This window comes from Streptosporangium sp. NPDC001559 (assembly GCF_042893955.1).
In the GTDB taxonomy this organism is placed as follows: Bacteria; Actinomycetota; Actinomycetes; order Streptosporangiales; family Streptosporangiaceae; genus Streptosporangium.
Map to the genome: position 1 here is coordinate 186,240 of NZ_JBIAVG010000013.1, position 18,277 is coordinate 204,516.

Annotated in this window: 16 protein-coding genes; 4 read left to right on the forward strand and 12 right to left on the reverse strand. The window is 70.9% G+C overall.

What is annotated here, in order from left to right:
* Positions 1 to 47: 47 nt before the first annotated feature.
* From gatB to ACFYY8_RS27885, 8 genes are all read right to left on the reverse strand, one after another.
* Positions 48 to 1,553: an Asp-tRNA(Asn)/Glu-tRNA(Gln) amidotransferase subunit GatB gene (gene gatB / locus ACFYY8_RS27850; RefSeq protein WP_390045843.1), complete on the reverse strand. Its 1,506-nt coding sequence runs from the start codon at positions 1,551 to 1,553 to the stop codon at positions 48 to 50.
* A gap of 171 nt (positions 1,554 to 1,724) precedes the next feature.
* Positions 1,725 to 2,291 carry a hypothetical protein gene (locus tag ACFYY8_RS27855; RefSeq protein WP_390045845.1) on the reverse strand — a complete coding sequence of 189 codons (567 nt, stop codon included), beginning with the start codon at positions 2,289 to 2,291 and terminating at the stop codon, positions 1,725 to 1,727.
* Positions 2,288 to 3,376 (reverse strand): AAA family ATPase, encoded by a 1,089-nt coding sequence (locus ACFYY8_RS27860; RefSeq protein WP_390045847.1) that lies wholly within the window; start codon positions 3,374 to 3,376, stop codon positions 2,288 to 2,290. The genes ACFYY8_RS27855 and ACFYY8_RS27860 overlap by 4 nt, the downstream gene beginning before the upstream one ends.
* A 202-nt stretch (positions 3,377 to 3,578) precedes the next feature.
* A complete protein-coding gene (gatA, locus tag ACFYY8_RS27865; protein ID WP_390045849.1) occupies positions 3,579 to 5,069 on the reverse strand; it encodes an Asp-tRNA(Asn)/Glu-tRNA(Gln) amidotransferase subunit GatA in 1,491 nt (496 codons plus the stop codon).
* Positions 5,066 to 5,365 carry an Asp-tRNA(Asn)/Glu-tRNA(Gln) amidotransferase subunit GatC gene (gene gatC, locus ACFYY8_RS27870; RefSeq protein ID WP_352010217.1) on the reverse strand — a complete coding sequence of 100 codons (300 nt, stop codon included), beginning with the start codon at positions 5,363 to 5,365 and terminating at the stop codon, positions 5,066 to 5,068. Before gatC ends, gatA begins: the two co-directional genes overlap by 4 nt.
* A 177-nt stretch (positions 5,366 to 5,542) precedes the next feature.
* Complete coding sequence (locus ACFYY8_RS27875; protein WP_390045852.1) at positions 5,543 to 7,624, reverse strand: putative bifunctional diguanylate cyclase/phosphodiesterase; 2,082 nt, start codon at positions 7,622 to 7,624, stop codon at positions 5,543 to 5,545.
* Positions 7,625 to 7,782: 158 nt separating this feature from the next.
* Positions 7,783 to 9,963, reverse strand: coding sequence for an NAD-dependent DNA ligase LigA (gene ligA, locus ACFYY8_RS27880; RefSeq protein WP_390045854.1), 2,181 nt, complete (start codon positions 9,961 to 9,963; stop codon positions 7,783 to 7,785).
* A gap of 148 nt (positions 9,964 to 10,111) precedes the next feature.
* Positions 10,112 to 11,128 carry a methionine synthase gene (locus ACFYY8_RS27885; RefSeq protein WP_390045856.1) on the reverse strand — a complete coding sequence of 339 codons (1,017 nt, stop codon included), beginning with the start codon at positions 11,126 to 11,128 and terminating at the stop codon, positions 10,112 to 10,114.
* Between the two features lie 148 nt (positions 11,129 to 11,276).
* On the opposite strand from ACFYY8_RS27885, the gene mycP reads away from it, so the two are divergent.
* Both mycP and ACFYY8_RS27895 read left to right on the forward strand, forming a co-directional pair.
* Positions 11,277 to 12,437, forward strand: a complete 1,161-nt coding sequence (mycP, locus tag ACFYY8_RS27890; protein WP_390045858.1) for a type VII secretion-associated serine protease mycosin — start codon at positions 11,277 to 11,279, stop codon at positions 12,435 to 12,437.
* Between the two features lie 102 nt (positions 12,438 to 12,539).
* Complete coding sequence (locus tag ACFYY8_RS27895; RefSeq protein WP_390045860.1) at positions 12,540 to 14,819, forward strand: serine/threonine protein kinase; 2,280 nt, start codon at positions 12,540 to 12,542, stop codon at positions 14,817 to 14,819.
* A 78-nt stretch (positions 14,820 to 14,897) separates the two neighbouring features.
* Here ACFYY8_RS27895 and ACFYY8_RS27900 read toward each other — a convergent pair whose 3' ends face one another.
* Positions 14,898 to 15,314 (reverse strand): YbaB/EbfC family nucleoid-associated protein, encoded by a 417-nt coding sequence (locus ACFYY8_RS27900; RefSeq protein WP_390045863.1) that lies wholly within the window; start codon positions 15,312 to 15,314, stop codon positions 14,898 to 14,900.
* A 155-nt stretch (positions 15,315 to 15,469) separates the two neighbouring features.
* On the opposite strand from ACFYY8_RS27900, the gene ACFYY8_RS27905 reads away from it, so the two are divergent.
* Together ACFYY8_RS27905 and ACFYY8_RS27910 are read left to right on the forward strand one after the other, a co-directional pair.
* Positions 15,470 to 15,769, forward strand: a complete 300-nt coding sequence (locus ACFYY8_RS27905; protein WP_390045865.1) for a hypothetical protein — start codon at positions 15,470 to 15,472, stop codon at positions 15,767 to 15,769.
* Between the two features lie 82 nt (positions 15,770 to 15,851).
* Positions 15,852 to 16,652, forward strand: a complete 801-nt coding sequence (locus ACFYY8_RS27910) for a hypothetical protein (RefSeq protein WP_390045867.1) — start codon at positions 15,852 to 15,854, stop codon at positions 16,650 to 16,652.
* Between the two features lie 23 nt (positions 16,653 to 16,675).
* Here the strand turns inward: ACFYY8_RS27910 and ACFYY8_RS27915 are convergent, their stop codons facing one another.
* From ACFYY8_RS27915 to ACFYY8_RS27925, 3 genes are read right to left on the reverse strand one after another with little or no spacing between them, the layout of a single operon-like run.
* Positions 16,676 to 17,104, reverse strand: coding sequence for a YbaB/EbfC family nucleoid-associated protein (locus ACFYY8_RS27915; protein WP_390045869.1), 429 nt, complete (start codon positions 17,102 to 17,104; stop codon positions 16,676 to 16,678).
* Positions 17,101 to 17,901, reverse strand: a complete 801-nt coding sequence (locus ACFYY8_RS27920) for a hypothetical protein (protein WP_390045871.1) — start codon at positions 17,899 to 17,901, stop codon at positions 17,101 to 17,103. Before ACFYY8_RS27920 ends, ACFYY8_RS27915 begins: the two co-directional genes overlap by 4 nt.
* Positions 17,898 to 18,203, reverse strand: a complete 306-nt coding sequence (locus ACFYY8_RS27925) for a hypothetical protein (RefSeq protein WP_390045873.1) — start codon at positions 18,201 to 18,203, stop codon at positions 17,898 to 17,900. The genes ACFYY8_RS27920 and ACFYY8_RS27925 overlap by 4 nt, the downstream gene beginning before the upstream one ends.
* Positions 18,204 to 18,277 lie beyond the last annotated feature (74 nt).

The window sequence follows — 18,277 nt, forward strand, 5'->3', positions numbered from 1 at the left end:
CCTTTCACCGGCCGAAGCCGGCCGAAATCTGGCTGCCTCCAGAGGGACTACTCGGAGACGCCGAGCTTCTCCAGCAGGAGTTCACGGGCGCGGGCCGCGTCAGCCTTGCCCCTGCTGGCCTTCATGACGCCGCCGACCAGGGCACCGACCGCGGCGATCTTGCCGGAGCGGACCTTCTCCGCGGCGGCGGCGTTGTCCGCCAGCACCTGGTCGATGATCGCCGAAAGCTCACCCTCGTCGTTGACGATCTGCAGGCCGCGCGCGGCGACCACCTCGTCGGGGGAGCCCTCGCCGTTCAGCACGCCTTCGAGCACCTGGCGGGCCAGCTTGTCGTTCAGCGCTCCCCCGGCGACCATCGCGCACACCCTGGCGATCTGGTCAGGGGTGATCGCCAGCTCGCCGAGCGAGACACCCGCCTCGTTGGCCCTGCGGGCCAGCTCGCCCATCCACCACTTGCGGGCGTCGGCGGGCGGGGCTCCGGCGGCGACGGTCGCCTCGACCAGGTCGATGGCGTCGATGTTGTGCATGGACTCCATGTCCAGGTCGGACACGCCCCACTCCTGCTGGAGCCGCAGACGCCGTACGCGCGGCAGCTCGGGCAGCGCGGCCTTCAGCTCGGCGACCCACGCGGGGTCCGGCGCGATCGGCACCAGGTCGGGCTCGGGGAAGTAGCGGTAGTCCTGCGCCTCCTCCTTCGAACGCCCCGAGGTCGTGGTGCCGGTGTCCTCGTGGAAGTGCCGGGTCTCCTGGATGATCACGCCGCCGTCGGCCAGGATCGCGGCCTGACGGGAGATCTCACCGCGGACCGAACGCTCGACGCTGCGCAGCGAGTTGACGTTCTTGGTCTCGGTACGGGTGCCCCACTCGGTCGCTCCGCGCGGCATGAGGGAGACGTTCACGTCGCACCGCATGGAGCCCTCCTCCATGCGCACGTCGGAGACGCCGAGCGCGCGCATGACCTCGCGCAGTTCGGTGGCGTAGGCGCGGGCGACCTCGGGGGCGAGCCGGTCGGTGCCCGGGATCGGCTTGGTGACGATCTCGACCAGCGGGATGCCCGCGCGGTTGTAGTCGACGATCGAGTAGTCGGCGCCGTGGATGCGCCCGGTGGCGCCGCCCACGTGGGTGGACTTGCCGGTGTCCTCCTCCAGGTGGACCCGCTCGATCTCGATCCGCACGGTCTTGCCGTCCACCTCGACGTCGAGGTAGCCGTCGAAGCAGAGCGGCTCGTCGTACTGGCTGATCTGGTAGTTCTTCGGCATGTCCGGATAGAAGTAGTTCTTCCGGGCGAAGCGGCACCACTCGGCGACGGAGCAGTTGAGCGCAAGGCCGATGCGGATCGTCGACTCGATCGCGGCGGCGTTGGCCGTCGGCAGCGCCCCGGGCAGCGCCAGGCAGACCGGGCAGACCTGGGTGTTGGGCGGGGCGCCGAACGTGGTCGGGCAGCCGCAGAACATCTTCGAGGCCGTGCCCAGCTCGACGTGCGTCTCCAGGCCCAGCACCGGTTCGAAGCGCTCAAGCGCCTCGTCGTACGGCATCAGCGTTTCCGTGCTCATCGGTTGTTCACCAATCCTCGTTGACTGGGCGGGAGACTCGCACCTCGCGCGCCGCTCCGCCCGCTGCGTCGGGCTCTCGCGCGCTCATCGGTCGATCACCCTCCTCGTTCACTCCGCGGAGCGCCCGCGTCCTGCGCGCCGCTCCGCCCGCTGTGCCGGGACCTCTCCCGCTCACAGGTAACCAAGTCCTTTCAGTGCGTTCCTCGTCTCGGCGACCCAGTCGGCGTATCCGGGGACCTGGGCCAGCACGGCGAGGTCCATGTTGCGCCCCGCGTACTGGAGGTAGTCGCCGATCGGCTTGCCCCGCCGAGGAACGGTCGCGGCCAGCACGGCCTCCGGGTCGGTGATCCTGTCCGCGTCGCGGGGACGGGCGGGGAGCAGGCCGAGGTCGCTGCCCTCAAGCCGGGCCCACATCGCCCGGTCGGCCAGCAGCCACCGCTCCGTCTCCCCCAGGCCGATGACGGGCACCAGGTAGTGCGAGTGATAGCGGACGCCGTCGCCCTTGCCGCGCTCACGCTCGCTCTCGTGGGTGAACAGCAGGTGGCAGTCGGCGGCGAGCTCCTCAAGCGCCGTGACCACGCCCTCCCTGCTGGAGGAGACGACCTCCGTGGCCCCGACGTCCACCGTGTGCGGGGACATCCAGGTCAGCTCGCGCAGCTGGCGGGAGATCACGATGCCGAGGAAGCCCTCCTCGACCTCTCCCCTGGCGATCAGGCCGGGTACCAGCGAACGGCTCATGCCGCCGTCCCGAGGTATTTGCCGACCTGTCGTGGCGAGACGAACGTGCCCGGCTCGCCGTCCGGCTGGACGGACTTGGCCACGGTCACCCGGGAGACCCGGTCCCTGTCGGGATCGACACGGACCGCGGTGTCCAGGAAGGTCAGCGCGTCCGGGTCGGCCCGGTAGGTCTCGGCGACCACCACCGGCGAGTGGGTGGTGAGAATCACCTGCCGGTGCGGCTCCACGCCCCCCGGCCGGGTGATCCGCTGCCTGACCCGTCGCAGCAGCTCACCGAGCCGTGTCGGGTGCACGCCGTTCTCGAACTCCTCGACCAGCAGGGTGCCCGGGTGGTCGGGGTCGTGCAGGGCGGCCAGCAGGCCCAGGACGCGCAGGGTCCCGTCGGACAGCAGAGGCGTCGGGACGCTTCCCTGGCCGTCGACGACCAGTTCGAAGGAGCACTCCTCCCGCTCGGTCCTGGGCGTCAGCGCGACCACGTCGGGCACGATTCCCGCGAGGTCGGCCGTCAGGTCGGCGAGCGCCGCCGTACCGGCCATCCGCCCGAGCACCGCCGCGAGGTTGCGGCCGTCCGCGGCCAGCGGCCCGCGGTCCTCGGCGGGCCAGCGCCCGCGCATGACCCGCGGTTCCGGCACGTAGCGCCGCCACGTGGTGACCGTACGGCGTGGCGTCTCCTCGGGCTCGGGGTCCTCGACCATGAGCTCCAGGAGTTCCTCCGGCAGGTCGCTGGCCACGTGGCTGACGACGACCCCGCTCGACCTCGGGATCTTCAGGACCATCTCCGCGCCCGCGTCGAACCTGACCGGCAGCAGGGCTCCGGGCTCGGGGGTGACCAGGGTCTCGACGGAGACGACGAACCCCGGCACGGGCGTCCCCCGCGCGACCCGGTGGAACTGCTCGGCGGGCAGACCCCTGGAGGCGCCCAGCAGACCGCCCTGGCCGGTGACCTCGGCGGCCACGAAGTCCAGGGCGTCGAACAGGTTCGACTTGCCGCTGGAGTTCGGGCCGACCAGCACCAGGAAGGGCGGCACGTCGAGGACGAAGTTCAAGAATGACTTGAACCCGTCTATCTCGATCCGAGTGATCATGCCGCCTTTCCCCCTGTTTTCCTTTCTCGCCTTACCTGTGCCCTAGGACCTGTTCCGTGGATCTTCTCGCCTACCGCGGCCGCCTGGACGGCGCCCCGCCGCGTTGTCGTCGTCACCCATAACCCCGTTATGAGCTCCTCCTCCGCCTCGCGGGGCGCCCGTCCGGCCGGTCCTCGCCCCGGCGAAGATCGGCAGACAGGCTCTAGAGCACCGGGGCCTTGGACAGCAGGCTGCCACCCCAGCGGCCCTCCAGCGCCCTCTCCACCGCGGCGCCGACCCGGTAACAGCGGTCGTCGCCGAGCACAGGGGCCATGATCTGCAGGCCGACGGGCAGCCCGTCCTCGTCCGCCAGGCCGCACGGCACCGAGATGGCCGCGTTGCCCGCCAGGTTGGTCGGGATGGTGCACAGGTCGGCGAGGTACATCGCCATGGGGTCGTCCGCGCGCTCACCGATCGGGAACGCCGTGGTCGGCGTGGTCGGCGAGACCAGCACGTCCACCTGGTTGAAGGCCGCCTCGAAGTCGCGGGCGATCAGCGTGCGGACCTTCTGCGCCTGGCCGTAGTAGGCGTCGTAGTAGCCGCTGGACAGGGCGTAGGTGCCCAGGATGATGCGCCGCTTGACCTCGGGACCGAACCCGGCGGCCCTGGTCAGCGCCATGACCTCCTCGGCGCTGCGCGTGCCGTCGTCGCCGACGCGCAGGCCGTACCGCATGGCGTCGAAGCGGGCCAGGTTGGAGGAGGCCTCGGACGGCGCGATCAGGTAGTAGGCAGGCAGCGCCGTGGTGAACGACGGGCAGGAGACCTCGACGACCTTGGCGCCGAGTGATTCGAGCAGCTCGACGCTCTCGTGGAAGCGGGCGAGCACCCCGGCCTGGTAGCCGTCACCGCCGAACTCCCTGACCACGCCGATGCGCAGCCCCGCGACGTCGCCGTTGCGCGCCGCCTCGACGACGGAGGGCACCGGGGCGTCCACGGAGGTGGAGTCCATCGGGTCGTGCCCGGAGAAGGCCTCGTGCAGCAGCGCGGCGTCCAGCACGTTGCGGGCGAAGGGGCCGGGTGTGTCCAGGGAGCTGGCGAAGGCGATCAGCCCGTAACGGGACGAGCCACCGTAGGTCGGCTTCATGCCGACGATGCCGGTGACGGCCGCGGGCTGGCGGATCGAGCCACCGGTGTCGGTGCCGGTGGACAGCGGGGCCTCGTAGGCGGCGACCGCGGCCGAGGAGCCGCCCGAGGAGCCACCCGGGATGCGCGACAGGTCCCACGGGTTACGGGTCGGCCCGTAGGCCGAGTTCTCCGTGGAGGAGCCCATCGCGAACTCGTCGAGGTTGGTCTTGCCGAGGATCACCAGGCCCGCCTCGCGCAGCCGCCTGGTCACGGTCGCGTCGTACGGCGGGCGGTACCCCTCAAGGATCTTGGAACCGGCCGTGGTCGGCATGTCCGTGGTCGTGAAGACGTCCTTGTGCGCGATCGGCACACCCGCGAGCGGGCCGAGCCGCTCCCCGGCGGCCCGGCGGGCGTCGACGGCGCGGGCCTGCGCGAGCGTCATCTCCGCGTCGACGTGCAGGAAGGCGTTGACCTTCGGCTCGACCTCGGCGATCCGGTCGAGGTGGGCCTGGGCGACCTCGACGGCCGAGACCTCGCCGCCGGCGACCAGCGCGCCGAGTTCGGCGGCTGAGGTGTGGACGAGGCTCATGCTTCCTCCCCGAGGATGCGCGGAACACGGAAGCGGTCGTCCTCGACGGCCGGGGCGGCGGCCAGCGCCTCCTGCGGCGTCAGGCCGGGCCGTACCTCGTCTGGGCGGTAGACGTTGGTGAGCGGAAGCGCGTGCGAGGACGGCGGGATGTCGTCGGCCGCCACCTCGGCGACGCGGGCGACCGCACCGATGATCACATCGAGCTGCGCGGCGAAGTGGTCGAGTTCCTCGTCGGCCAGCGCCAGCCGGGACAGCCTGGCGAGGTGAGCGACCTCGTCGCGGGTTATGGCGGACATGAGTCGTTGAACCCGTTTCGTGAATGGCAATTGGACACTGTCATCCTAGGGCTCGTGACCTGACGTACCTGACCCAATAACCCGCGCCCTCCCTTCTGGCGTCTCCGCGGGCCCCCGCGCCACCGGACGGCCGTCGTCGAACCGTCCGGGGAGCGCGCGTGCCGGCCTTCGCCGGGGTCAGGCCGTCTGGGGGTCGAGAACCTCGCTTCCGCGCAGGAATCCGAGGTCGGGCACGGCCCTGCCCCGGTGCTCGCTCAGCCAGACGGTCGCGTCGGCGGCGGGCATGGGCTCGGTGAAGAGCCGTCCCTGGGCCAGTTCGCAGCCCATTTCGACCAGGCGGGCGGCCACCTCGTCCGACTCGACGCCCTCGGCGACCGAGCGCAGCCCCAGCGAGCGGACCAGGTCGATGATGGAGCGGACGATCCGCTCGTCGTCCACGGACTCGCCGAGCCTCCTGACGAACGAGGCGTCGATCTTGACCTCGGAGACCGGCAGGCGCTGCAGGCGCACCAGCGAGGAGTAGCCGGTGCCGAAGTCGTCCAGCGCGAGCTGCACCCCGAGCGCGTTCAGAGCGCGGACGGCGTCGGCGGTGTAGGCCTGGTCGGTCATCAGGACGCGCTCGGTCACCTCCAGCTGGATCGCCTCCGGCGGCAGGTGGTACTGCGCGAGCCCGGCCCCCAGCAGGTCGGGAAGGGCCGAGTCGAGCAGGTCACGGGCGGAGACGTTGACGGAGATCTGCTCGTTGAGCCCGATCCGCCACCAGTGCGCGGCCTGTTCGAGCGCCTCGTCGATGACGTACTGGGTGAGGTGCCGGATGAGGTAGGACTGCTCCGCCATCGGCACGAACTCCCCCGGCGAGATCATCCCGCGCTCGGGGTGGCGCCACCGCAGCAGCGCCTCGACCCCGCGCACCTGACCGCTGGCCAGGTCCAGCTTGGGCTGGTAGTGAAGACGCAGCTCACGGCGGTCGATGGCCCTGCGCAGGTCGCCCATGAGGTTGAGCCGCTCGGGACTGTTGCGGTCCTTCTCCGCGACGTAGACCTCGACGCCCGTGCGTGCCTCCTTCGCGAGGTACATCGCCACGTCGGAACGCTGCATCAGCATCTCGAAGTCGGGGGCGTGGTCGGGGTAGAGGGCGATGCCGACCGAGGCGTCCAGGTCGAAGGTCATGCCCTCCAGCCTGACCGGCTCGGTGAGGGCGACCCGCAACCGCGCGGCCACCTCCCTGGCCGCCGCCGCGTCCCTGATCGAGGGCAGCAGCACCGCGAACTCGTCGCCGCCGAGCCTGGTCACCACGTCTCCCGGCCGTACGCTGTGGGTGAGCCGGTGCGCCACGATCTGCAGCAGCCGGTCGCCGACCGGGTGACCGAGGGTGTCGTTGACCTCCTTGAACCGGTCGAGGTCCAGCAGGAAGAGCCCGACCTTCTCCCCGGCCCTCGCCTCGGCGATGGCCTCCTCGCTGCGGCCGACGAGCATCTTGCGGTTGGGCAGGCCGGTCAGCCCGTCGTGGGTGGCCTGGTGGTCGCGCCGTACGGAAAGGGTCGCGGTGAAGTAGACGGCGGCCATCGGCGCGAGGAAGAGCGGCACCAGCGCCGGGGAGTCGTTCATCACGACCACGACCAGCGGGGACAGGCCGAGCAGGCCCGCGTAGACCAGGCTCTGGTGGCCGATCGTTGTCTTGATCACCCGGTGCAGGGAGCGCCGTTCGTGCAGTGCGACCGCGCCGGAGACCAGCAGCGCCCTGACCGAGAAGTAGGCGAGCCCGGCCAGGGCGAGCGCGAGCAGGTCACGCCCGTCGGGCACCCAGGAGATCGCCGGGGCCGAGTGACGGCAGAGCACGGCGAGCACGGCCCCCGCGGCCGTGAGAGCCAGTGTCGTCTGGGCGATGTTGAACATGACCCGGTGCCACGCCTTACGGGTGACGGCGCTGTTGACGACGATGGCGACCGCCTGCGTCAGCACCGCCACCGGCAGCCCGTAGTGGAGCAGGGCCGCGAAGGTGAACATCGTCGACGGGTAGGTGCCCCCGACCGTCATCGACGATGACAGCATCACCGGCCGCAGCTCGCCCAGGACGACCAGGACCGCCAGCATCCAGAACATCGGGCTGCGCGCGAGCCCCGCCAGTTGCGCGGGGCCGGTCAGCCACTGGGCCAGCAGGAGAGCCGTGAACCCGAGCGTGATGACGGCGGTGAGATAGGCCCACAGCGGTGAGCCCGCACGCGGACCTGTGTCGCGTGTGTCATTTGGGTCGGCCATGAGTAACAAAACCCCCATTAGTTCACTATGGGAGAGTACGGCCTCTGGGCCACTTCGCGGAACCAATTGCGCACGTTCCGTCACCGGCCATTCGAAGCACCCGTCACGGAACGGCCCCCCGCTCGTCGTTTCCCCTGGTCGGCCTCTCGCCCCCGTGGTCACTCCTCCGGCGTCACCGCCACCGCGGCAGCCGCCTCCGGCCCCTCCTCCAGCAGGACCCGCAAGCCATCCTCGTCGAGAATCGGCACTTTGAGCTTGACTGCCTTGTCATATTTGGAGCCTGCGTTCTCCCCAACAACCACGAAAGAGGTCTTTTTAGACACCGAACCGGACACCTTTCCGCCCCTGGCTGAAAGGGCCGCGCCCGCCTCGTCACGGGTGAAGGCCGCCAGCGTCCCGGTCACCACGAACGTCAGGCCTTCGAGCGTCCGCGGAAGCAGGTCGGCGGGAGGCTCGTCCTCCATGCGGACCCCGGCCTGCCTCCAGCGGGTCACGATCTCCTTGTGCCAGTCGACCTGGAACCAGTCGTGGATCGCCGCCGCCACCCGGGGGCCGACCCCCTCGACCGCGGCCAGCTCCTCCTCGGTCGCCCGTTCGATCGCGTCGATCGAGCGGAACTCGGCGGCGACGGCCTGCGCGGTCGGCGGGCCGACGTGCCGGATCGAGAGCGCGACCAGCACCCGCCAGACCGGCTGGTCCTTCGCCCGCTCCAGCTCCTCCAGCATCTTCTCGGCGTTCTTGCTCGGCTCGCCGCTCTGGTTGGCGAAGAAGGTGACGACCTTGGGCTCGCCGGTCTCCGGGTCGGTCTTGGGCAGGCCGGTGTCGGGATCGCGGACGACGGACCTGATCGGCAGCAGCCGCTCGACGGTCAGGTCGAACAGGTCGGCCTCGGTGCGCACCGGCGGCTCCTGGGGCGGCAGCGGCTGGGTCAGCGCGGTCGCCGCGACGTAGCCGAGCCCCTCGATGTCGAAGGCCCTGCGCCCGGCGGCGAAGAAGATGCGCTCACGCAGCTGGGCCGGGCACGCCCTGGTGTTGGGGCAGCGCAGGTCGGCGTCGCCCTCCTTCTCGTAGGCCAGCTCCGTGCCGCACTCCGGGCAGTGCGTCGGCATCGTGAACTCACGCTCGGTGCCGTCGCGCAGGTCGGCGACGGGGCCGACGATCTCCGGGATGACGTCGCCCGCCTTGCGCAGCACCACGGTGTCGCCGACGCGCACGCCCTTGCGCGCGACCTCGGAGCCGTTGTGCAGGGTCGCCCGCTCGACCGTGGAGCCCGCGACCACGATCGGCTCCATGACGCCGTACGGCGTGACCCGGCCCGTGCGGCCGACCCCGACCTGGATGTCCAGGAGCTTGGTGTTGACCTCTTCCGGGGGGTATTTGTAGGCGATGGCCCAGCGGGGCGCCCTGCTGGTCGAGCCCAGGTTGCGCTGGATCTCGATGCGGTCGATCTTCACCACGACGCCGTCGATCTCGTAGACCGGGTCGTGGCGGTGCTCGCGGTAGAACTCGATGAAGGCGTTGATGCCGTCGAGGTCGTCCACGACCTTGTAGAGGTCGCTGACCGGCAGGCCCAGCGCCCTGAGCCGCTCGTAGACCGCCGACTGGGTCGGGGGCAGGGCCTCACCCTCCCACTTGCCGACACCGTGGACGATCATGTGCAGCGGTCGCTGCGCGGTGATCCTGGGGTCCTTCTGCCGCAGCGAGCCCGCCGCGGAGTTGCGAGGGTTGGCGAAGGGGGGCTTGCCCGCCTCGACCAGCTGCTCGTTGAGCTTCCTGAAGCCCTCGACGGGCATGTAGACCTCGCCCCTGACCTCGACGAGGTCGGGCACGTCCGGGCCGGTGAGCCGCTGGGGGACGTCGGCGATCGTGCGCACGTTCGCCGTGACGTCGTCGCCGACGCGGCCGTCGCCCCTGGTGGCGGCCCGCACCAGGCGGCCCTTCTCGTAGACCAGCGCGATGGCCAGGCCGTCGATCTTCAGCTCGCACAGGTAGGGCGCGATCTCGCGCTCGGCGAGCCGTTCCGCCCTGACCTGCCAGGAGAGCAGGTCGTCGGCGTTGAAGGCGTTGTCCAGGCTCTCCATCCGCTGCAGGTGGGCGACCGCCGTGAAGTCGCTGGAGATCGGCGCGCCGACCTTCTGCGTCGGGGAGTCCGGCGTGCGCAGGGCCGGGTGCTCCTCCTCGAGGGCGCGCAGCTCGCGCATCCACGCGTCGTACTGGGCGTCGCTCGCGGTCGGCGAGTCGAGCACGTAGTAACGCCAGTTGGCCTCGTCGGCCAGCTCGGCCAGCTCCGCGTGCCGTTCAAGCGCCGCAACCGGCACACCCTCGACCTCAGCGCCCATCGCAGGCTCTCCCCTCGTCAACCAGAAACGAGGAGAACGCTATCGCCGACCACCGACAGCGCGCGGCGCCGTTACCCGCCCATGGACAAGCTCCGCGGACGAGCCCGCCCCGGTCACGCGACCGCCGTACGGCCCGGCGGCGGGGAGGTCACTCGCCCGGGTCCTCCCGCAGCACGCGGGCCGCCCGCGCACACGTGGCCAGGGCGGTCCTGGCGTAGGCGGGTGAGGCCCCGGCCAGCCCGCACGCGGGGGTGAGCACGACCTGCGAGGCCAGCGTCGAGGCGGGGAAACCGAGCCTGCTCCACAGTTCCGCGGCGGGCCTGGCGATCACCCCGATGTCGGGCAGCGGCGCGTCCGTGCCGGGCACGACGCCGAGGAAGAGCGCGACCCCCGCCTCGATCGTCTCGCCGATCGCGTCCTCGTCGCGTCGCCTGAGCAGGGAGGCGTCCAGCGAGATGCCGCGAAGACCCGCCTCGCGCAGGACGCCGAAGGGCACCCTGGGCGCGCAGCAGTGGGCGATCGGGAAGACCCCCCCGGGCAGCACGGAGCCGAGCAGCTCGGTGGCGTCGTGGGCCTCGACGGCGGACAGCCGCCCGAAGCCGGACGCGGTCGGGACCGTGCCCGCCAGCACCCCGGGCAGGCCGGGCTCGTCGAGCTGCAGCACGATCTCCGTGGCGCCAGGCACCCTCTTGCGCACGTCGGCGACGTGCGCGGCGAGCCCCTCGGCGAAGGAGGCGGCCAGGTCGCGCACCGCTCCCGGGTCGGCGAGTGTCCTGTCGCCGTGACGCAGCTCGACGGTCGCCGCCAGCGTCCACGGCCCGGCCACCTGGATCTTGAACGGCCCCCGGTACCCCTGGGCCGCCTCCTCAAGGGCGTCGAGGTCGCGCAGCAGGTGGTCACGGGCCCGCCTGGCGTCGCGTCCCGGCCGGTCCGCGAAGCGCCACCCCGAGGGCTGGACCTCGACGGCCAGCTCGACCAGCAGCGAGGCGGACCGCCCGATCATGTCGGCGCCGACGCCCCGCCCGGGCAGCTCGGGGAGGTACGGCAGAGCGGAAAGCTCCCCGAAGACGACCCTGATCGCCTCCTCGTGGTCCTGCCCCGGGTGCGACCCGACACCCGTCGCCGTCGCCTCGCCCCACGCATATCCGGCCGCGTGTTCTCCCATGTCCGCTCCCCGCCCTCTCACCGAACCCCGGGCACCCGCCCGCCTCGCCCGGTCACGGCAGTCAGCTTAGGACCGCCGGACACCGTGACGGCGCTTGATCGGGTTCAGTAGGGTTCTGCCCGGTATCACCGGTCTTGGGGGACAGAAGGTGAACGGATTAACGCGAAGGCTGACGGCCGCGGCCATCGCGATCGTGACCGCGGGGGCCGCCGTACCCGCCGCTCCCGCCGTGGCCGCGCCCACCAGGTGCGCGCCGAAACGCGGCACGACGAGCATCGCGGAGCCGTGGGGGCAGCGGCGGCTCAACCTGCCGCAGGCGTGGCGGCTGTCCAGAGGCGCCAAGGTGACCGTGGCGATCGTCGACAGCGGCGTGGACGTCACGCATCCCCAGCTGACCCGGGTGACCGCGTTCGACCTCACCGAAACCGGCAAGGCGGACTGCGTCGGCCACGGCACCGCGGTCGCGGGCATCATCGGCGGGGCCAGACTCAAGGGGGTGCCCTTCGCGGGGGTCGCGCCCGAGGCCAGGCTGATCTCCATCAAGCAGCCCCTGGGCGACGAGGGCGACCTGGGCAGGCTGGCGCTGGGCATCGTCAAGGCGGCCCAGCTCGGCGCCGACGTGATCAACGTCTCCATCCAGGCGAGCGACCAGCCCGACCTGCGCAACGCGGTCGCGTACGCGCTGGCCAAGGACGCGGTCGTGGTCGCCGCGGCGGGCAACGTGAGCAAGGAGGACGGCACTCCGGCCCCCGCCTACCCGGCCGCCTATCCCGGGGTCATCTCGGTCGGCGCGGCCAACTCCGACGGGAGCGTCGCCGACTACTCGAACTCCATGACCCCCGTCACCGTGCTGGCCCCCGGCAGTGACATCACCAGTACCTGGCCGGGGCGGTCCTACGTCGAGAAGGAGAACGGCACCAGTTTCGCGGCGGCCTACGTGTCGGGTGTCGCGGCGCTGGTGCGCTCCCGCTACCCGGAGCTGAACAAGGACCAGGTGCGCTGGCGCATCGCGCGGACCGCCGACGGCGCCTCGGGGACGGGCAGCGGCGCCGGGATGGTCAACCCGCTGCTGGCGGTCTCGACGATCATGGCCTCGGACGAGGTGGCCCTGGCGCCGCAGGAGCCCGCCCCGCTGCCCGCCGACGCGATCCGGCGCACGCCTCCCGAGGACGCCCTGAGCGTCTCGATCACGCTGTGGGTCGCCCTGCTCTGTCTCGCCGGAGTCCTGCTGGCCGTGGTGTTCAGGTTCACCGTGCCGAAGGGCCGGCGCAGAGGATGGCGACCAGGGCATCCGGGAGAACAGACGTGAAAGAGCTGTGAAACGTGTGAACTTCACTGATCAGATTTGCTTTGATAGCCCTAGATCTACCTATAGCAGTCTTTATCGATAGTTGAGTTGGAAGGATGGCCGATGGGGGATTTCAGCCCATTGACACCTGAAGATCCGGAGCGGATTGGTGTCTACCTCCTCACCGGACGTCTCGGCGACGCCTCCGGTCAGACCGTCTACCTGGGGCATCTTCCCGATCAGGAGACCACCCGGGTCATCCGCCTGCTGCCCGCGCCGCCCGGTGCCGACCCCCAGACGCGGGAGCGGATCACCAACCGGCTGCACGCCGCCAAGCGGATCTCCGGCGCGCACACCGCCAAACTTGTCGAGGTCGGCTGGTTCGACGACTCCCCCTACGTCGTCCACGAGCACGTCGAGGGCCGCTCCCTGCGCGAGACGGTCACCGCGGACGGACCGCTCGACCCCGACGCCCTGGAGCGGCTGGCCTCCGGCACCCTCACCGCCCTCACCGCCATCCACCTGGCGGGCCTCGCCCACGGCGGGCTGAACCCCGACACCGTGGTGCTGAGCGCGGAGGGGCCGCGGGTGCGCGACACCGCCCTCGGCGTCACCGGGCCCGAGCCCGACTACCACGCCCCCGAGCTGGTCCACGCCAACCTCACCGGCGGTCCGGCACCGGCGCCCGGCAGGCCCGCGGACCTGTTCGCCTGGGCCGCGACCATCGCCTACGCCGCGACCGGCCGCGCCCCCTTCGGCGGGGACCCGCAGGCCGTGCTCAACGGCTCCCCCGACCTCACCGGGCTCGCGCCCGCGCTGACCGCCCTCCTGATCGCCTGCCTCGACAAGCAGCCACAGCAGCGCCCCGACACCAAGGCCGCCATGCTGCAGCTGCTCGGCGACCGGCCCGCCCTCACCGGAACGGCCGTCACGGGGGGCGCCGTCACAGGGGGCACGGTCGTCGGGGACGCCGTCGCACCGGCCGTGCCCCAGCAGCAGGACGCCGCCGCCTCGCAGCCTGCGGCGTCCGCGGGATGGAGCGCGCCGCCGCTGCCCAAGGACACCGCGGCCTCGACGCAGCCGCCCATCGTGCTGCAGGTCGCGGCCTCGACCACGGGGAGCAAGAAGCCCGGCGGGCTGCTGCTGGCCGCCTGCGTCGGCACGGTCGCCGTGCTGGCCGGAGCGGGCATCTGGGCCGCGGGGAACTACACCTCGCTCAACAACGTCGAGCGGGCCTCCGCCGACGGGAAGGTCGCGAACCCTCTCGAACTGGTCGACCAGGGCAAGGGGCGGCAGCCGTACCCGACGGACGGCACGGGGGGTCAGGGACAGCAGGGCACCGGTGACGACCCCTCGGACCGGGTGACCGTGCCGTGGGGCACGACGCCCGACCCGAACGTCCCGGACGTCGCTCCGCTCCAGCTGACCACGGAGGAGCCGACGGGTGAGCCCCCGGTGCCGACGCTGACCTCGTTCACCACTCCGCCGCCCGCCGTGCCGACCACGCCCCCGATTCCGCCGACCAACGTCCCCGCGCCCCCGAGCGCGGTGCCGACCGCGGACACCTCGGCGAAGCCGACCGGGAAGCCGACGGGCAAGCCGAGTCAGACGGCCGAGCCGACGCAGGCCCACACGCCGACGCCGACCGTCACCGTGACCGTGACTCCCACCGTCCCGCCCAGCGGACCCGCGACCGCGTCCCCCAGTGGGTCCCCCAGCGGGTCTCCCACGGCCTCTCCCAGCGGGACGTCCACGGCGTCCCCGACGCCGAACAGCAGCCCCGGGCCGAGCCAGACGGCCTCCCCCTCACCGGCACCGACGGCCGCCCCGACGCCCGCGGCGAGCGCACAACCGACCCACGCCGCGAGGCCGACGCCGACGCCGACCCGAACGGCGCGCACCTCCGAGGACGCCAAGGCCGTACGGCCGGCTCCGACCAGGACCGCGAAGCCCGAGGCGAAGCCTGAGACGGAGCGTCCTTCGGAGAAGCCCATCGAGCCCGGCAACGTCAGGCCGCCGCTCCAGCCGACCGCCGAGCCCTCGACGGCCAAGCCCCCGGCCGAGGAGTCCCGGCCGCAGACCAACCCCTACACGCCGCAGCAGGCCTGCGGGGCGGGCTACTACGTGCAGCGTTCCGTGCCCTTCACCGGCGGAGCCGTCTACCAGCTCTACAACTCCTCGACCGGCTCGAACTGCGTGGTCACCATGAAGACCACCGACATCGGGAAGGCGACCTCCGTCTGGGCCACCCTTCAGGTGAAGGACGGCGGGAGCAAGACCGAGCGCGGGGAGTTCAAGTACTACGCGGGCCCGGTGATCCTGCCCGCGAAGGGCAAGTGCGTGAGCATCAGCGGTGGCAACTCGACGGACAGCGCCAGCGCCCCGATGTCCAACTGCGGATGACGCGCCTCTGAGCACCTCGGAACGACGTCGGCCTCCGCCGGGTTCTCCCCGGCGGGGGCCGACGCCTTCCAGGCTTCCTCAGCGCCGTTCGAACCGCCCGTCCTCGGCGCCGACGGAGTGGGCGAAGAACTCGTAGGCGGCCTCCATCCGCTCGCGTGCGTCGTCGAGGCCCAGGGGGGTGGTCGGGAGCCCCGCGTCTTCGAGGATCTCCTTCGTCCTGCGCTCCCTGTCGTCCTCCGCGCCCCCGATCGCCCGCATGAGCTCCTCCGCCAGGACGTGGCTGTCCAGACGCATGACGCGAGGGTTGAGGTCGATCTTCTCGACCCTGCCCGAGGAGCCGACGGTCACGCCGATCAGCCCGTCCGCCCCGGTTCCCGTGCCGCGCACCTCGTCCAGTTCGCCTTCGATCTCGGCCAGGCGCGCCGTCTGACGTTCGGCGTCCCTGCTGATGCGTTCCAGGTCTTCCAGCCCGAAGTTGGTGGGATCGAACACCACGCGCCTCCTCCTGACGATGAGTGACAACAGATAACCGAAATCACTCCTGACACCAGAAAAGCCACACGGTACCGTAAAGATCACTTAAACACCGCTGTTCACACACGAAACCACCAGATGTCCAAAAGCTGAACTACACGGGGGTAAGTCGGCGGATGAGTCAGAACATTCACGTCACCTCAACCTGCATCGCGAACATCCAGCGCAACCTCAACGAACGGGTGGTACCGGCGTTCGAGGACCTCAAGACGAAGATCGACGAGACCAACGTCGACAGCCCCGGGTTCGGCCTGCTCGGTCTCGCCTTCGGCGGCGCGTACGAGAGCACGCAGCGCGACGTCAAGAAGTCCGTCGAGGACGCCACGGCCGCGATCAACGCCTGGGTCGGCGCCCTGGAGACCGTCAAGCAGAACTGGAGGGACGCCGAGGACGCGAGCAAGGTCACCTACTCATGACGGCTCCGCCGGAAGGCGTCGACTCACCCATCCGAGAAGTCCGAGAAGAACGACGGCAGCGACAGCAAAGGCGGCGGAGAAGGTGACGGGACCAAAGGTCGACCTCACCCACCATGGTCGGGCGGCGACGGCGGCGCGCAGGGAGCTCACGGCTTTCGCGGACGAGGCCCTCAAGGCGCTCAGGGCGAACGCCAGGCCGATTCCTGCCCTGGCCACCGCGGTGGCCATCGTGAGCACGGCCGTGGCGAACACCCCGGGGATGAACGACGCCAAGGCCAACTGGAACGCCCTCGCCAAGGCCCTTGAGGTCGCCTACCCCTCCCTCATCGGCAACGCGGTCTTCCTGTCCCGCGCCGACTGGCAGGCCGACGACCGTGAGGAGTTCCTGAACGCGACCGCCCTGTTCAGTGGCGAACTGCAGAAGCTCAGCGGCGTCTGCTACACCCTGGAGGGCAAGGTGGACGCGGTCCACCAGGCGTACTACGACTACTGGAAGGGAATCCTCGTCCTTTCCTCCGCGGTGACCCTCTACATAACGGCCATCCGGCTCGCGAGCAGGGGCAATCCGGCCACGGCCGCCGCCGCGCAGGTGGCGCTCCAGCGACTCGGCCCCATCGTCAACAGCCTCGCCGCCAAGATGACCGCGCTTCTGGGCGGCTACCTCGCCCTGATAGGCACCACCCTGCTTCCCCTCACACAGCGGATGCTCGACCTGAACAACGTCATGCCGACCGGCGCCATGAAGATCGACTTCAAGAAGGCCGTCATCTCCACGGAACCGCCCTCGGCCTGGGTCGCCCCCAAGCGTGAGGTGGGGGAGCCCGCCTCGAACAAACCCGACCCCAAGGTCGACGCGACGCTCGACAAGATCAACGGCAGATAGCCGCCGCTCGGACCCGTACGGGGTCAGAAGCCCGAGGACAGGTCCCGCAGGGTGCGGGCCAGGTCCTCGCCGATCTCCTCGAGCTGGCGGCGGGCCGCGGCCATGTCCAGCGTGATCGGCTCGCCGCCCGTCGCCTCGCTGATCAGCTCCTCGCTACGGCGACGCGCGTCGTCCTGCGCCGCGCGGACCGCCTCGGTGACCGCCTCGGCGATCGTGGCGGTGTCCAGGCGCGCGATCCTGGGGTCGAGGGTGACGCGCTCCAGGCGCCCCGTCGAGTCGACCACGGCCCGCGCCATGCCGTCGGCCGCCTCGCCCTCCCCCATGATCGCGCCGAGCTCGTACTGAACGCCGCTGAGCCTGTTCAGCATCTCGTCGCTGCGCCGTACGAACTCGTCGAGACCTTCCGGGGTGTCCAGGCGCAGGTCGTCGAAGTCGCGATTCATCTGTGTCATGGCGCGGGGAGCTCTCTCTTGGGGGCCAGCCACTGGAAGCCCGCCGAGGGCGGGAGCCGGGTCGGCTGCCCGGGTTGCGAGGGGGGCGGTTTCTGGAAGGAGGGCAGGTTCCCTGTCACGATCATCGCCTGGGTGAAGTCGATCTTCGCGGCGCCGGTCGGCGAGAGGTTGAACATCTGCCAGAACGCCTTACCCGAGAAGAACAGCGAGACGCTGCTCGCACCCGCGGCGATGATCTTCACCAGCGCGGCGGTCGAGGCGCCGATGATGCCGCTGGCCAGGGTGCCGAGCATTCTCAGGTTCAGCATGGCGGACCCGGCGAACGGCGTCGTCAGCATGGCCGCGGCGATCAGCAGGAGGGAGATCAGCCGGGCCGCCAGCGCGGCGAGCGCGGCCCAGTAGGCACGGTAGGCGTCGCCCAGTTCGTCCACGATCCCCGCGACGGCCTTGACGTAGGCGCGCAGGCTCTCCACCGCCTCCTGGTACTGCTGGACCGCGTGGTTGAACGCCTCACGGTCCTTGGCGATCCACCCGTCCTTCTCCTTGTCCCGCAGGGAGGCCAGGAAGCTCTTGTTGAGGGTGTCCAGGCGCGAGTGGATCGACTCCCAGTTGTTGTAGGCGTCGGCCATCCCCGGCACGTTGGCGACCGCCGTCCCCGCGATCGCCACACCCGCCCACAGGGTCGGCGCGAGCCGCGCGCCCTTCTCCAGGCTGCTGATGATCTTCGAGGAGTTGACGACGACACCCTTGGCGCTGCGTGTCGCGGTCCTCCACTGGGGCCTGTTCGAGGCGGTCATCGGCGGACGACGACGCCGCTGGCCGCTTCCGCGGTCTTCCAGTTGCCCTCGGCCGTCAGCAGCCCCTCCTGCCAGGAGGCCAGGACGTCGAGGGCCTCGGTGAACCTCTCCTCCATCTGGCGCTGGATCTGGCGGTACCTGATCCCGATCGCCACCTCACCGGCCGCCCCCCAGCCGGGAAAGGACACGTGGGTGCTCGCCACCATGTCCCGCAGTTCCCTGACCTTGGGGATGGTGGTGTCGGTCACCTCGCTGTGGAGTGCTCGAATCGCGTCGGACGTGACGTGAATGTCCAGCGCCATGTGCCCCTCCTTGATCAACGGTCGTTCCTGTATCTCCTATCACCGCCCGGCCCGCCGCCCCGGCTTTCCCGGAT

Bases quoted from the DNA above. Each gene is read 5' to 3' on its own strand.
- ACFYY8_RS27920 (WP_390045871.1), bottom strand. From the start codon at position 17,901: ATGACCGCCTCGAACAGGCCCCAGTGGAGGACCGCGACACGCAGCGCC.
- ACFYY8_RS27860 (WP_390045847.1), bottom strand. From the start codon at position 3,376: ATGATCACTCGGATCGAGATAGACGGGTTCAAGTCATTCTTGAACTTC.
- ACFYY8_RS27905 (WP_390045865.1), top strand. From the start codon at position 15,470: ATGAGTCAGAACATTCACGTCACCTCAACCTGCATCGCGAACATCCAG.
- gatA (WP_390045849.1), bottom strand. From the start codon at position 5,069: ATGAGCCTCGTCCACACCTCAGCCGCCGAACTCGGCGCGCTGGTCGCC.
- gatC (WP_352010217.1), bottom strand. From the start codon at position 5,365: ATGTCCGCCATAACCCGCGACGAGGTCGCTCACCTCGCCAGGCTGTCC.
- ACFYY8_RS27915 (WP_390045869.1), bottom strand. From the start codon at position 17,104: ATGACACAGATGAATCGCGACTTCGACGACCTGCGCCTGGACACCCCG.
- ACFYY8_RS27855 (WP_390045845.1), bottom strand. From the start codon at position 2,291: ATGAGCCGTTCGCTGGTACCCGGCCTGATCGCCAGGGGAGAGGTCGAG.
- ACFYY8_RS27895 (WP_390045860.1), top strand. From the start codon at position 12,540: ATGGGGGATTTCAGCCCATTGACACCTGAAGATCCGGAGCGGATTGGT.
- ACFYY8_RS27925 (WP_390045873.1), bottom strand. From the start codon at position 18,203: ATGGCGCTGGACATTCACGTCACGTCCGACGCGATTCGAGCACTCCAC.
- ACFYY8_RS27885 (WP_390045856.1), bottom strand. From the start codon at position 11,128: ATGGGAGAACACGCGGCCGGATATGCGTGGGGCGAGGCGACGGCGACG.
- gatB (WP_390045843.1), bottom strand. From the start codon at position 1,553: ATGAGCACGGAAACGCTGATGCCGTACGACGAGGCGCTTGAGCGCTTC.
- ligA (WP_390045854.1), bottom strand. From the start codon at position 9,963: ATGGGCGCTGAGGTCGAGGGTGTGCCGGTTGCGGCGCTTGAACGGCAC.
- ACFYY8_RS27875 (WP_390045852.1), bottom strand. From the start codon at position 7,624: ATGGCCGACCCAAATGACACACGCGACACAGGTCCGCGTGCGGGCTCA.